The sequence below is a fragment of the Bradyrhizobium sp. 41S5 genome, assembly GCF_011516665.3.
In the GTDB taxonomy this organism is placed as follows: Bacteria; Pseudomonadota; Alphaproteobacteria; order Rhizobiales; family Xanthobacteraceae; genus Bradyrhizobium; species Bradyrhizobium quebecense.
Genome location: NZ_CP083721.1, coordinates 453037 through 466054, shown reverse-complemented (window position 1 = coordinate 466054; position 13018 = coordinate 453037). Strand labels below are relative to the sequence as shown.

Below are 13018 nucleotides of genomic sequence, written 5' to 3'. Positions count from 1 at the left end.
CATGCCGGTTCCGCGCCTCGCCACCCCTCAATTGCCATGCTAGAACATGGCCTTAATCCAAAGCCGGGACTTCCATGAGCGCGCCCCTGAAGGCGATCGACGGCAACGCCGATCTCGCCGCCCTGATGACCGACCTCGCCGCCAAGGCCCGCGCCGCCGCGCGCGTGCTGGCGCTGGTGCCGCCGGAGCAGAAGAACCGGGCGCTCGCCGCGATCGAGCGCGCGATCCGGGCCAACGCGCCGGCCATCCTCGCCGCCAATGCAGAGGATGTCGCCGAGGCGCGGGCTGCCGGCATGACCTCTGCCTTCGTCGACCGCCTGACGCTGACGCCGGCGCGCGTCGCCGGCATGGCCGATGGCGTGGCCACCGTGCGCGAGATTGTTGATCCCGTGGGCGCCGTCACCGAAAGCTGGCAGCGCCCCAACGGCATGACCATCGAGCGCGTCCGCGTGCCGCTCGGCGTGATCGGCGTGATCTTCGAAAGCCGCCCCAACGTCGCCGCCGACGCCGGCGTGCTGTGCCTGAAATCCGGCAACGCCGTGATCCTGCGCGGTGGCTCCGACAGCTTCCGATCCTGCCGCGCGATCCATGATTGTCTGGTGCAGGGCCTGCGTGAAGCCGGCCTGCCTGAGGCCGCGATCACCCTGGTGCCGACCCGTGACCGCACAGCCGTCGGCCTGATGCTGACGGGATTGAACGGCGGCATCGACGTGATCGTGCCGCGCGGCGGCAAGAGCCTGGTCGCGCGCGTCGAGGCGGAGGCACGCGTTCCGGTGTTCGCGCATCTGGAGGGCGTCAACCACATCTATGTCGATGCCAGCGCCAGACTCGATATGGCCAAGGCGGTCGTGCTGAACGCCAAGATGCGCCGTCCCGGCGTCTGCGGCGCCGTCGAGACCCTGCTGATCGATCGCAACGCTGCCGCGACGAAGCTGAAGCCGCTGGTCGAGATGTTGATCGATGCCGGTTGCGAGGTGCGCGGCGACGACATCGTGCGAGGCGCCGATGCCAGGGTGAAGCCCGCATCCGACGAGGACTGGGACACCGAATATGAGGACGCGATCATCTCGGCGAAGATCGTCGGCGGTCTCGATGAAGCGATTGCGCATATTCAACATCACGGCTCGCATCACACCGATGCGATCGTGACGGAGGACGCCGCTGCCGCACAGAGATTTCTCAACGAGGTCGATTCGGCGATCGTGCTGCACAACGCCTCGACCCAGTTCGCCGACGGCGGCGAGTTCGGCTTCGGCGCCGAGATCGGAATTGCCACCGGCAAATTCCACGCCCGCGGGCCAGTCGGCGCCGAGCAGCTGACGAGCTTCAAGTACCGCGTCCACGGCACCGGGCAGACACGGCCGTGATCATTGTCGCACGCGCACGGTAGATCCTTGCAACAAGCTTCCACCGTGCCGTCCCCGAAGGCCCAGGCACTGCCGTTCTATACCAACGGCATGCGCATCGGATTGCTCGGCGGCTCGTTCAACCCGCCGCACGCCGCGCATCGCGCGATCAGCCTGTTCGCGCTCAAGCGCCTGCAGCTCGACCGCGTATGGTGGCTGCTGACGCCGGGCAATCCGCTGAAGAACCATGATGGCCTGCATGCGCTCAACGAGCGTGCCGCGGCTGCGCGCCGCGTTGCCGACGATCCGCGCATCGACATCAGCTGTCTCGAAGCTGTCATCGGTGTCCGCTACACTGTCGACACGATCATCCACTTGCGCCGCCGTGTCTCCGGCGTGCACTTCGTCTGGATCATGGGCGCTGACAATCTCGCGCAATTCCATCGCTGGAAAGATTGGCGGCGCATCGCGTCCGATGTGCCGATTGCCGTGATCGACCGTCCACCCCAGAGTTTCCGCGCCCTTGCCGCACCGGCGGCGCAGGCGCTCATGCGCTATCGCTTGCCCGAAAATCAGGCGACCCGGCTGGCCGATCAGCAGGCGCCGGCTTGGGTGTTCCTGACAGGAATGAAATCCAATCTGTCTTCGACCGGACTGCGGAACCCGGACGGGAGCTGGAGAACGGCGTGAAGCGCAAAAGGGTTACTGGAATATTGAAACCATTAACCCCACATGCGTAATATGGCGCGTGGGGCCGAGGATTCGGCACCCGCGATACAGTGAAAGGAATGGTCCCTGGCCACATCTGTATTGTCCAAGTCTGTTTTACCCAAGGTTCCCAAGACTTCAGGTCCCAAGACTGCGCGTAAAACATCGACGAAAACCGCGGCCTTGCAGGCGCAACCGGATGCCGACAAACCGGATGCCAACAAGACGCTGAGCCTGATCCTCTCTCGCCTCGACGATATGAAGGCGGAAGAGACGGTCACCATCGACCTTCGCGGCAAATCCGCATATTCCGACTACATGATCGTCACCACCGGCCGGGTTAACCGGCACGTTGGCGCGATCGCGGAAAATGTGACGAAGAGCCTCAAGGAAAACGGGGTCAAGAACATCCATGTCGAGGGCTTGCCCAATTGCGACTGGGTGCTGATCGATTCCGGCGAGGTGATCGTGCACGTGTTCAGGCCTGAGGTGCGCGAGTTCTACAACCTCGAGCGGTTGTGGACTCAGAACCCGGCGGTCGCGGCGGTCTAAGACGTATCGAAGCCGATGCGAATCGGCTGCAGCGCATATAGTTTGCGCTGATGCGCCTTGTCGTGATCTGCATCGGCCGCCTGAAACAGGGCCCTGAACGGGAGCTCGCCGAGCGTTACCGCGAGCGCTTCGAGGATATCGGCCGCAAGCTCGGCTTTCGCGGCCTCGACATCCATGAGATTGCGGAGAGCCGCGCGCGCGATACGTCCGCGCGCATCGCCGAGGAGGCCGCGGCGATCGCGGCGCTGCTGCCGGAAAAGCACATGCTGGTCGCGCTCGACGAACGCGGCAAGAGCATCGACAGCGCGAGCTTTGCGCAGCAACTCGGCCGCTGGCGCGACGAGGGGGCAGCACATACTGTCTTCGTGATCGGCGGTGCGGACGGACTTTCGCCTGAATTGCAGCGCAAAGCTTCGTTGCGTATTGCATTCGGCTCCGCGACCTGGCCGCACCAAATGGTCCGCGTCATGCTTCTGGAACAGATTTATCGGGCCGCGACCATTTTGGCCGGCCACCCCTATCATCGCGCCTGAGGCGCGGTGACGGACAGTCGAAAGCGCTGAACGCACGCGAATGCAGCACAAGCGGGACACAGCTTCGGATTCGCATCTCGGCACCGCGCGCCGCCGTTGGTTGCCGGCATCCCTGCCCTTGTCGATCGCCATGTTCGCCGCCGCTCCGCTGGCCGCAGCGCATGCGCAAGCGACACCGCCCGCGCAACAGTCCGCATCGCCGGCACAGCAAGCCGCGACGGCAGAGACATCGCCCGACGCCATCAAGCAGCGCGAGCAGGAGCTCGAGGCCGCGCGCGAACAGCAGCGCAAGGCCACCGAGTTGCAGGAGAAGCTGAAGGCCGACATCGCCGCGATCGGCCAGGACCGCAGCAAGCTCAATCAGCAGCTGATCGACATTGCCGGCCAGGTGCGCGGCGTCGAGACACGGATCGCCGACGCCGAGGCACGCCTGCAGCCGCTCGACGGCCGCGAGCGCGAAATCCGCGGCTCGCTCGATTCACGCCGCTCCGAGGTGATCGAGGTGCTGGCCGCGCTGCAGCGCGCCGGGCGGCGCACGCCGCCGGCGCTGCTGGTGCGGCCCGAGGACGCGCTGCAATCGCTGCGCACCGCGATGCTGCTCGGCGCGGTGGTGCCGGAATTGCGCGTCCGCGCCGAAAAGCTTGCGGCCGATCTCGGCGAACTGGTGGCGCTGCGCAAGACCATCTCGACCGAGCGCGATTCGCTGGCGGCCGATCGCGACAAGCTCAGGGAAGACCAAGCTCGCCTGGCGGCGCTGGTCGACGAACGGCAGCGCCAGCAAAGCGCGGCCGAAAAGGACATGGAGGCCGAGGGCGCCCGCGCCATCGCGCTGTCGAAGCAGGCCGCCGATCTGCAGAGCCTGATCGCCAGGATGGAGCAGGATCTCAAGAGCGCGGCCAAGGCCGCCGCCACGGCCAGCCTCCAGGGCGCCCCGGCGACCGTGAACGGCAAGCCCAATCTGGGGGCGCTCAAGGACCCGGCCCGCATGAGCCCGGCGGTCGCCTTCGCCTCGGCCAAGGGCCTGTTCTCTTATCCCGTGAATGGCACCAAGATTCGCGAATTTGGCGGTTCCGACGGCGCGGGGGGCGTACAAAAGGGCATTTCTTTGGCCGCCAAACCGGGCGCGCAGGTCACAACCCCGTGTGACGGCTGGGTTGTTTACGCTGGTCCTTTCCGCAGCTACGGACAACTCTTGATCCTCAATGCCGGGGGCGGGTATCATGTCCTGATCGCCGGGATGGAGCGTATTTCGGTAAACATCGGCCAGTTTGTGCTAACGGGGGAGCCGGTTGCGACCATGGGGTCGACATCCCAGGTTGCATCGATTCTCGCCACCAATGCGAGCCAGCCAGTGCTCTATGTCGAGTTCCGGAAAGACGGCACTCCAATCGATCCAGGTCCATGGTGGGCCGCAAATGAAGGCGAAAAGGTTCGCGGATGATGCGCAAGACTTCGGTAATTCTCCTTAGCGCCGCCACCGGCGCGGCCCTGACGCTTTTCGTCACGCAGCCCCGCGCTGTGCTGATGGGATCGAGCGCGCGCGCCGCGACGTCGGACACCTACCGCCAGCTCAATCTGTTCGGCGACGTGTTCGAACGGGTGCGCAGCGACTACGTCGAGAAGCCGGACGACAGCAAGCTCGTCGAGTCCGCGATCTCGGGCATGCTGTCCGGTCTCGATCCGCACTCGAGCTACATGGACGCCAAGAGCTTCCGCGACATGCAGGTGCAGACCCGCGGCGAGTTCGGCGGCCTCGGCATCGAGGTCACGATGGAAGACGGCCTGATCAAGGTCGTCTCGCCGATCGACGACACCCCGGCCTCGAAGGCCGGCATCATGGCCAACGACATCATCACCAATCTCGACGACGAAGCCGTGCAGGGCCTGACGCTGAACCAGGCCGTCGAGAAGATGCGCGGTCCGGTCAACACCAAGATCAAGCTCAAGATCATCCGCAAGGGCCAGGACAATCCGATCGACGTCACGCTGGTGCGCGACAACATCCGCGTCCGCTCGGTACGGGCGCGCGTCGAGGCCGACGACATCGCCTATATCCGCATCACCACCTTCAACGAGCAGACCACCGAAGGTCTGAAGAAGGAGGTTGCCAACCTGCAGAGCCAGATCGGCGACAAGCTGAAGGGCTACGTCATCGACCTCAGAAACAATCCCGGCGGCCTGCTCGAAGAGGCCGTCACCGTGTCCGACTCCTTCCTGGAGCGCGGCGAGATCGTCTCGACCCGCGGACGCAATGCCGAGGAAACCCAGCGCCGCGCCGCTCATCCGGGCGACCTGACCAAGGGCAAGCCGGTCATCGTGCTGATCAACGGCGGCTCGGCATCGGCCTCCGAAATCGTCGCCGGCGCACTGCAGGACCACAAGCGCGCGACGCTGGTCGGCACCCGCTCGTTCGGCAAGGGTTCGGTGCAGACCATCATCCCGCTCGGCTCGGGCAATGGCGCGCTGCGCCTGACCACCGCGCGCTACTACACGCCGTCGGGCAAGTCGATCCAGGCCAAGGGCATCGTGCCCGACATCGAGGTGCTGCAGGACGTGCCGGAAGAGCTGAAGGCGCGCACCGACACCAAGGGCGAGGCTTCGCTGCGCGGCCATCTGAAGAACGACGGCGACGAGAAGACCGGCTCGCAGTCCTACGTTCCGCCGGACGCCAAGGACGACAAGGCGCTGAAGATGGCCGACGACCTGCTGCACGGCATCAAGTCGACCTCGAACGCTACGCCGGCACCGGCCGCTCCGTCCGGTGACAAGGCGACCGGCGACAAGGCCGCCGCCGACAAGCCGGCCAACAAGTCCGCGAACTGATCCCATCCAATCTTTTCAGCGAGCAGGGCGGCCCTCGGGCCGCCCTTTCTGCTTTCGCCCTCCACTGCCAGCCGTGCTTTGACGGGCAGGCCGGCGCGCGGGAATGCACCGCATCGTGCTATCGTTCGCGCTGTTGATTCGGGGAGGGTCATGGCAGAGGCGGCCGACGAACTGAGCACGCCGCTTGGGCAGAACACCGTGGGCAAGACGCGCCGTGTCCGCTTGCCGTTCACGGCGATGCAGGCGCTCGCCGTGCTGCTGGGCCTCGCGCTGGTCGGCTTCGCCGGCGTCGCGCTGTTCAACGACAACCCGCTCGGCGGCGAACCGATCGCCCGAATCACACTCCGTAATCCCTCGCCCCCAGCCGCCGACGACAAGCACGCCCCGGCCGGGCAGGCCGAATCTGCGGTCAAATCCGCCGCCAAAGCGCCGGCCGCAGCCGGCGATGCCAAGAACGACGCCAAGACCGTCACCATCATCGATGGCTCCAGCGGCAAGCGCCAGGACATGGTGATCGGCGCCGGCGATCCAGCCGAAAAGACGGCGGATGGCGAGGCGCCGCCGCTCGCGATGACTGGGATCGACCCGCGCCTGCTGGAAAAGTCGCGCTACGGCATGATCCCTGTTGTCGCCGACGGCCTGAAGCCGTTCACGGTCTATGCGGGCGAAGCCGACCGTGCCAAGGCCGCCCGGATGCCCGTGGTCGCCATCGTGGTCGCCGGCCTCGGGGTCGGCGCCGCCAAGACCACTGACGCCATCATGAAGCTGCCGCCGGCCGTGACGCTGGCCTTCACGCCCTACGGCGCCGACCCCGGCAAGCTCGCGGAACGCGCCCGGACCCAGCGCCACGAGATCCTGCTGCAGATCCCGATGGAGCCGTTCGACTATCCCGACAACGATCCGGGCCCGCAGACCCTGCTGACCACGTTGAGCAGCGAGCAGAACCTCGACCGTCTCTATTGGCACCTCAGCCGCCTGCAGGGCTATGCCGGGATCGCCAATTTCATGGGAGCCCGGTTCGTCGCGACCGATCCCGTGATGCAGCCCATCGTGCGCGAGGCGGCCAAGCGCGGCCTGAGCTTTTTCGACGACAGTTCCACCCCGCGCAGCGTCGCGCAGAGCCTCTCGGCCGGCCAATCGCTGCCGTTCGCCAAGGCCGATTTCGCCATCGACGCGGTGCCGACGTCGGCGGAAATCGACCGCGCGCTGGTCAAGCTGGAAACGATCGCCAAGGAACGCGGCACGGCCGTGGGCGTCGCCTCGGCGCTGCCGGTCTCGATCGAGCGGCTCGGCGCCTGGCTCAAGACACTGGACTCCAAGGGCATCATGCTTGTGCCATTGACAACGGCGATGCTGAAATCAAAATCGGGCTAGAGATCAATCTGTTGGTGCAGCCTAAGACCTTGCCGGGGGGCCGGGTCGGGCGGCGCCAGGAACTGTGCGAGGTAGCGGCGGCATGGCACGTTATGAAGACCTGCCCTATCGAACCTGCGTCGGCATCATGCTGCTGAATACGGCGGGACTGGTCTTCATCGGACGCCGCGCCGGCGGCATCGAGCATGTCGACGACGCGCATGTCTGGCAGATGCCGCAAGGCGGCGTCGATCCCGGCGAGGATACGTTTCAGGCCGCACGGCGCGAGCTGTATGAAGAGACCAGCGTCAAGTCGGTGGAGAAGCTCGGCGAGGTCTCGGATTGGCTGATCTATGATATCCCGCGCACCGTCGCAGGCCGCGCCTGGAAGGGTCGCTACCGCGGCCAGCGGCAAAAGTGGTTCGCATTGCGCTTCACCGGCGACGAGAACGAGATCAACGTCGCCCACCCCGGCGGCGGCCACAAGGCCGAGTTCATCAGCTGGCGCTGGGAGCCGATGAAGAATCTTCCGGAGCTGATTGTGCCGTTCAAGCGTCCGGTCTATGAGCGCGTCGTGAAGGAATTCGCCGGTCTGGCGGCCAAATAGACGGCCATATGATCGGCCAGACAACGCGCGGCGGCACCGGTCGAGATGTCATCAGATAAGCCCTATCGCCCCAATGTGGGCATCGCGCTGTTCAACGGCGACGGACGCGTGCTGATCGGCCACCGGATCAAGGACGATGGTCCGGAGATCGTGCTGCCCGGCCTCGAATGGCAGATGCCGCAAGGCGGCATCGACGCTGGCGAGGACCCGCGCGAGGCCGTGATGCGCGAATTGTGGGAAGAGACCGGGGCGGTCAACGCCGACTATCTCGGCGAGACCGACTGGATGACCTACGAATTCCCGGCCTATGACGGGCCGGCATCGCATCGGCTGGCCAAATTCCGCGGCCAGCGGCAGAAATGGTTTGCGTTGCGCTTCACCGGACGCGACGAGGATATCGATCCATTGACGCCGCGCAACGGCCAGCCCGCCGAGTTCGACCAATGGCGCTGGGAGCGTCTCGATCGCGTCGCCGATCTCGTGGTGCCGTTCCGCCGCGATGTCTATCGCGCGGTCGCGATCCGGTTCGCGGAATTCGCCGGCTGATCCTGCGGCGGAAGGCGCCGCGCATCGCCCGGCGTCATCCCGTAGGTCGCGCGGAACACGCGATAGAAGGTCGCGATGCTGTCGAAGCCGCACGAGAACGCGATCTCGTCGATCCCGCGTTCCTGCATCGCTGAGAGAAGCCGCTTCGCCTCCTTCAACCTCGCTGCCGTCAGCGTTCGCGCGAATGACAGGCCGGTCGGCTCGAACAGCGCATGCAATTGCCGGAGTGAAATGCCGAGCTCGGTGGCGACCGCGGCCGGCGTGAGCGAGGCGCGATGCAGATCGCGCAGCAGGATTTCTCGCGCGGCATGAAGGTAGCCGGCATGCAGCGCGGCACGGACCTCATCCTGGCGTGGCCGCAAGCGTCCGCGCGCAAGCAGCGCCAGCCGCACCATATGCGTGACCTCACCAGCGAACTGCCCGGCTTGCGCCGGATCGCGCGTCATGGCGCGGAACATGGTGCCGACAAGCCGGGTCAGGCTCGCATCACGCGCCAGCGCGACCGGCGGCATGTCCTCGATCCGTGCACCTAGAGCGTTTCACATTTTGACTGAAGCATAACCGGCGTTTGCGAAGTAGTTTGCGCATTCGCGAGGCTGGATGTCCTGAACGAGGTGACCGATGTGGCGCCAAGTGTCTTCGACGGTGCGCCTCTGAGCCTGCCGCATCCAGTGTTTGATCTTGGAGAAGGCCTGTTCGATCGGGTTGAGGTCGGGCGAGTATGGCGGCAGGTACCAGAGCCTGGCGCCAGCAGCCTGGATCATTTGCCTGACAGCTTTCGACTTGTGGCTTCCGAGGTTGTCGAGAATGACGATGTCGCCTTCGCGCAGGGTTGGCAGGAGAAGGTGCTTCACATAAGCGCAGAAGCATTCGCCGTTGATCGGGCCGTCGAAGACGCAGGGTGCCGTGAGTTGGTCATGGCGGAGCGCGCCGAGGAATGTGAGGGTACGCCAGTGACCGTGCGGGGCGAAGCCGCGCAGGCGTGCGCCCTTGGGGCCCCAGCCCCGCAAAGGGGCCATGTTGGTCTTGATCCAAGTCTCATCGATGAAGACGAGCCGGCCCGGATCAAGTCCGGCCTGCCAGGATCGCCAACGCTGGCGCCTACGAGAGACGTCGGCGCGCGCTTGTTCGAGGGCGAACAGTGTTTTTTTTGAACCGCAGCCCTTCCCGGCGCAGGAACAGCCAGACCGCGTTGTGTGAGACCTTGACCCCACGAGCTGCCAGTTCCGCCTTCAGACCATGCAGCGTCAGGTGCGGCGTCTGAATGATCCGCTCGACAATGAAGGCACGATGCGGATCAAGCAAGGGCTTGCGGTGACCGCCCATCTTGCCGGGCGCAACCGAGCCGGTCGCCCGCTGCCGCTGTGACCACTTCACAACCGACGAGACCGCAACACCAAACCGTTCCGCCACAGATCGGCAGCTCTCGCCCGCCAAAACCGACGCCACCACACGCTCGCGAAGATCCAGGGAAAGAGGTCGGGTCATGCGATGCTGGCCTCCAATCCAGTCAGCATCTTGAATCACAAACCGCCAAAAACCGGAATCCCCTCCGATTCAGTTAAGCAATGAAATGCTCTAGCACGAGTTCGCTGGTGGCTGGAATCTTCAGGCTGAAGAAATGAAAGCCATCGGTCCGTTCGGGCGTCGAGGCAAACGGACGATTGGAATGGCCGAACGCCAGATCTCCGTTGCGGACATACTGGATGCGGTCGCGGCGGATATTGATGTGGCCAGGACCGCGCACCTGCCACGCGAGATGCAGGCTGTCGCTCGGAACGCGCGCGATATCAGATGAGGTCCGGCTGACGCGGTAGGAGGATGCCGACATTTCCGCCAGCACCGCACCGCCGACCGGCGTCGCGGAAAACTGTCCGCGGAAATCGGGCCGCTTGTCGCGCTCGAGCTCGATGGTAACCCCGAACAGGCTCTTGCCGCGCACGTCGCACCAGTGCTCGAAGCGGTCCTGCGGGCGGAGAGCATCCGTGGAGAAAGTCAGCACAGCATCTTGTCCGTTACATCCGAAGTAGCATCGCGATGCGATTGGGCCAATTCGTCATCGCGGCACAGCTTGTCATTGGTGCACGATCCCTGCTGTAAGCTGCTTCACATTTTCCGGATCATGTTCCAGAGCGCGATAACGATTCATCGCAATCTCATCGCGCCTCGGCTCTCGATCTGCGCATGATTCCCGCACAGACGCGTTCGTCGCGAGGGAAAGCTGCTTCGCGCTTTTCCAGATCATGCTCTAGTTCGGGCCGACCGTGGACGGGCCGACCGCGATGACATGGCAATCGCTGTCGCGCCTGGCGCAGTCGCCGAGCGCGGCGTTGACCGCGTTCTGCTCGTTCTCGGCCTTCAATCCCAGTCCCGGCCCTGCGTCCCGACCGCGACCGCATTTCAGCCGTCGCAGACGCTTCCGGGCGCAACAGGCATTCAACGCCCGCCGGGGTACGGCGAGCGTTGAATTGTTCAGGTCTTGGCAGACGATGACTGGAAAAGTGTGAGCGATTTCACAAAGGGAGTCGGCTCACTCGACGCTATGGCGCGATCGCTGGTCGGCAATCGCGCCTCAGTGCATAGCGGTCGCGTTGAGCTCGTGCTGGATGCTCTTGAAGTGATCGAGCCGCTCGATCTCGTGGTCGAGCTCGGAGCCTTCCTTCTCGGAGAGCTTCTCCTGCATCTCGTTGATCGTCTCGGCAAACTTCGCGCGATCGAGATCAGCAATCGTGGTCGCAACGTCGGCGAGCACGGTGAGGCCCTTGTCCGACACCTCGGCGAGGCCGCCGAGCACGATCACCTTCTCGCGCTTGCCGGCGGTCGTGATCGTCAGGATACCGGGACGAATGGTGGCGACGACCGGAGCATGTCCGGCGAGCACACCGAAATCACCCTCCACACCGGGGACGTCAACCTGATCGACCTCGCCGGAGAAGGCGAGCTTTTCGGGAGAGACGAGATCGAAGTGGAAGGTGGCCATGTTATTTCCGTTCTTTGCGCTGTCACCCGCGGGCTCGACCCGCGGGTCCATCAGCCAAAATGCTTCTCGTTCGATGGATCGCCGGATCAAGTCCGGCGATGACGACATCCCAAAGCTTAGGCCGCTTCGGCGGCGAGCTTCTTGCCCTTCTCGACGGCTTCTTCGATGGTGCCGACCATGTAGAACGCCGCTTCCGGCAGATGGTCGTACTTGCCCTGGCAGAGATCGCGGAAGCCCTTGATGGTGTCGGCGAGGTCGACGAACTTGCCCGGCGAGCCGGTGAAGACTTCGGCGACGTGGAACGGCTGCGACAGGAAGCGCTCGACCTTGCGGGCGCGGGCGACCGTCAGCTTGTCCTCTTCCGACAATTCGTCCATGCCGAGAATGGCGATAATGTCCTGCAGCGACTTGTAGCGCTGCAGGATCTGCTGGACCATACGCGCGGTGTTGTAGTGCTCTTCACCGACGACCAGCGCCGACAGCATGCGCGAGGTCGAGTCGAGCGGGTCCACTGCCGGATAGATGCCCTTTTCCGAGATCGCGCGCGACAGCACCGTGGTGGCGTCCAAGTGCGCGAACGAGGTCGCGGGCGCCGGGTCGGTCAAGTCGTCGGCCGGCACGTAGATCGCCTGCACCGAGGTGATCGAACCCTTCTGGGTGGTGGTGATGCGCTCCTGCAGCGCGCCCATGTCGGTCGCGAGCGTCGGCTGATAACCCACCGCCGAAGGAATACGGCCGAGCAGCGCCGACACTTCCGAACCCGCCTGGGTGAAGCGGAAGATGTTGTCGACGAAGAACAGCACGTCCTGGCCCTGGTCGCGGAAGTGCTCGGCGACCGTCAGACCGGTCAGACCGACGCGGGCGCGGGCGCCCGGCGGTTCGTTCATCTGGCCGAACACCAGCGCGCACTTCGACTTCACGCTCGGATCCGGATTGTGCGGATCGGCGTTGACCTTCGATTCGATGAACTCGTGATAGAGGTCGTTGCCTTCACGGGTCCGCTCGCCGACGCCGGCGAACACGGAGTAACCACCGTGCGCCTTCGCCACGTTGTTGATCAGTTCCTGAATCAATACGGTCTTGCCGACGCCGGCGCCGCCGAACAGGCCGATCTTGCCACCCTTGGCGTACGGAGCGAGAAGGTCGACGACCTTGATGCCGGTGACGAGAATTTCCGCTTCGGTCGACTGGTCGGTGTAGCTCGGCGCTTCCTGGTGGATGGCGCGCAGGCCTTCGGACTTGATCGGACCGGCTTCGTCGATCGGCTCGCCGATGACGTTGATGATGCGGCCGAGCGTGCCTTCGCCGACCGGCACCCGGATCGGCTCACCGGTGTCGGTGACTTCCTGGCCGCGCACCAGACCTTCGGTGATATCCATCGCGATGGTGCGGACGGTCGATTCACCGAGATGCTGCGCGACTTCGAGCACCAGGCGGTTGCCGCCGTTCTTGGTCTCGAGCGCATTCAGAATCGCCGGAAGGTGGCCTTCGAACTGCACGTCGACCACGGCGCCCGTGACCTGGGTAACGCGACCGATCTGATTGGCTGCTGTAGCCATGGACTGTTCTC

At 64.8% G+C, this 13018-nt stretch carries 14 protein-coding genes; 9 read left to right on the top strand and 5 right to left on the bottom strand.

All coding sequences use genetic code 11. The annotated features are described in order from the left end of the window. The first annotated feature begins 74 nt into the window (after positions 1 to 74). The 9 genes from HAP47_RS02305 (at position 75) to HAP47_RS02265 (ending at position 8468) form a co-directional block, all read left to right on the top strand. Positions 75 to 1367 carry a glutamate-5-semialdehyde dehydrogenase gene (locus HAP47_RS02305; protein WP_173639614.1) on the top strand — a complete coding sequence of 431 codons (1293 nt, stop codon included), beginning with the start codon at positions 75 to 77 and terminating at the stop codon, positions 1365 to 1367. Between the two features lie 90 nt (positions 1368 to 1457). Further along, positions 1458 to 2036: a nicotinate-nucleotide adenylyltransferase gene (locus tag HAP47_RS02300; RefSeq protein WP_231169046.1), complete on the top strand. Its 579-nt coding sequence runs from the start codon at positions 1458 to 1460 to the stop codon at positions 2034 to 2036. Between the two features lie 201 nt (positions 2037 to 2237). After that, positions 2238 to 2606: a ribosome silencing factor gene (gene rsfS, locus HAP47_RS02295; RefSeq protein WP_173640701.1), complete on the top strand. Its 369-nt coding sequence runs from the start codon at positions 2238 to 2240 to the stop codon at positions 2604 to 2606. Positions 2607 to 2656: 50 nt separating this feature from the next. Further along, complete coding sequence (gene rlmH / locus HAP47_RS02290; RefSeq protein ID WP_173639616.1) at positions 2657 to 3139, top strand: 23S rRNA (pseudouridine(1915)-N(3))-methyltransferase RlmH; 483 nt, start codon at positions 2657 to 2659, stop codon at positions 3137 to 3139. 40 nt (positions 3140 to 3179) lie between these two features. Beyond that, on the top strand, positions 3180 to 4580 hold the full coding sequence (locus HAP47_RS02285) for a murein hydrolase activator EnvC family protein (protein WP_173639617.1): 1401 nt from the start codon (positions 3180 to 3182) through the stop codon (positions 4578 to 4580). Further along, positions 4577 to 5962 carry a S41 family peptidase gene (locus HAP47_RS02280; protein ID WP_173639618.1) on the top strand — a complete coding sequence of 462 codons (1386 nt, stop codon included), beginning with the start codon at positions 4577 to 4579 and terminating at the stop codon, positions 5960 to 5962. Before HAP47_RS02285 ends, HAP47_RS02280 begins: the two co-directional genes overlap by 4 nt. Positions 5963 to 6112: 150 nt before the next feature. Beyond that, the gene (locus tag HAP47_RS02275; RefSeq protein ID WP_173639619.1) at positions 6113 to 7336 is read left to right on the top strand and encodes a divergent polysaccharide deacetylase family protein; all 1224 of its coding nucleotides are present in this window, start codon (positions 6113 to 6115) and stop codon (positions 7334 to 7336) included. Between the two features lie 82 nt (positions 7337 to 7418). After that, positions 7419 to 7922, top strand: coding sequence for an RNA pyrophosphohydrolase (locus HAP47_RS02270; RefSeq protein ID WP_173639620.1), 504 nt, complete (start codon positions 7419 to 7421; stop codon positions 7920 to 7922). A 45-nt stretch (positions 7923 to 7967) separates the two neighbouring features. Further along, positions 7968 to 8468: an RNA pyrophosphohydrolase gene (locus HAP47_RS02265; protein WP_173639621.1), complete on the top strand. Its 501-nt coding sequence runs from the start codon at positions 7968 to 7970 to the stop codon at positions 8466 to 8468. On the opposite strand, the gene HAP47_RS02260 is transcribed toward HAP47_RS02265, so the two are convergent. The 5 genes from HAP47_RS02260 to atpD all read right to left on the bottom strand — a co-directional run bounded on the left by HAP47_RS02260 (position 8426) and on the right by atpD (position 13007). Continuing rightward, positions 8426 to 8980: a helix-turn-helix transcriptional regulator gene (locus HAP47_RS02260; protein WP_371821727.1), complete on the bottom strand. Its 555-nt coding sequence runs from the start codon at positions 8978 to 8980 to the stop codon at positions 8426 to 8428. The two genes, HAP47_RS02265 and HAP47_RS02260, sit on opposite strands and share 43 nt — an antisense overlap. Positions 8981 to 9007: 27 nt before the next feature. After that, positions 9008 to 9956, bottom strand: a protein-coding gene (locus HAP47_RS02255) for an IS630 family transposase (protein WP_173637148.1) whose coding sequence is annotated in 2 segments (ribosomal slippage) — positions 9008 to 9619 and positions 9621 to 9956 — 948 coding nt in all. Because the reading frame shifts where the segments join, the coding sequence is not laid out codon by codon here. Between the two features lie 73 nt (positions 9957 to 10029). Then, positions 10030 to 10470 carry a hypothetical protein gene (locus HAP47_RS02250; RefSeq protein ID WP_231168714.1) on the bottom strand — a complete coding sequence of 147 codons (441 nt, stop codon included), beginning with the start codon at positions 10468 to 10470 and terminating at the stop codon, positions 10030 to 10032. Between the two features lie 570 nt (positions 10471 to 11040). After that, positions 11041 to 11448 (bottom strand): F0F1 ATP synthase subunit epsilon, encoded by a 408-nt coding sequence (locus HAP47_RS02245; protein WP_173639622.1) that lies wholly within the window; start codon positions 11446 to 11448, stop codon positions 11041 to 11043. Positions 11449 to 11564: 116 nt separating this feature from the next. Beyond that, positions 11565 to 13007: a F0F1 ATP synthase subunit beta gene (gene atpD / locus HAP47_RS02240; RefSeq protein WP_092121637.1), complete on the bottom strand. Its 1443-nt coding sequence runs from the start codon at positions 13005 to 13007 to the stop codon at positions 11565 to 11567. Positions 13008 to 13018 lie beyond the last annotated feature (11 nt).

Bases quoted from the DNA above. Each gene is read 5' to 3' on its own strand.
- HAP47_RS02305 (WP_173639614.1), top strand. From the start codon at position 75: ATGAGCGCGCCCCTGAAGGCGATCGACGGCAACGCCGATCTCGCCGCC.
- HAP47_RS02300 (WP_231169046.1), top strand. From the start codon at position 1,458: ATGCGCATCGGATTGCTCGGCGGCTCGTTCAACCCGCCGCACGCCGCG.
- rlmH (WP_173639616.1), top strand. From the start codon at position 2,657: ATGCGCCTTGTCGTGATCTGCATCGGCCGCCTGAAACAGGGCCCTGAA.
- HAP47_RS02285 (WP_173639617.1), top strand. From the start codon at position 3,180: ATGCAGCACAAGCGGGACACAGCTTCGGATTCGCATCTCGGCACCGCG.
- HAP47_RS02280 (WP_173639618.1), top strand. From the start codon at position 4,577: ATGATGCGCAAGACTTCGGTAATTCTCCTTAGCGCCGCCACCGGCGCG.
- HAP47_RS02275 (WP_173639619.1), top strand. From the start codon at position 6,113: ATGGCAGAGGCGGCCGACGAACTGAGCACGCCGCTTGGGCAGAACACC.
- HAP47_RS02270 (WP_173639620.1), top strand. From the start codon at position 7,419: ATGGCACGTTATGAAGACCTGCCCTATCGAACCTGCGTCGGCATCATG.
- HAP47_RS02265 (WP_173639621.1), top strand. From the start codon at position 7,968: ATGTCATCAGATAAGCCCTATCGCCCCAATGTGGGCATCGCGCTGTTC.
- HAP47_RS02260 (WP_371821727.1), bottom strand. From the start codon at position 8,980: ATGCCGCCGGTCGCGCTGGCGCGTGATGCGAGCCTGACCCGGCTTGTC.
- HAP47_RS02245 (WP_173639622.1), bottom strand. From the start codon at position 11,448: ATGGCCACCTTCCACTTCGATCTCGTCTCTCCCGAAAAGCTCGCCTTC.
- atpD (WP_092121637.1), bottom strand. From the start codon at position 13,007: ATGGCTACAGCAGCCAATCAGATCGGTCGCGTTACCCAGGTCACGGGC.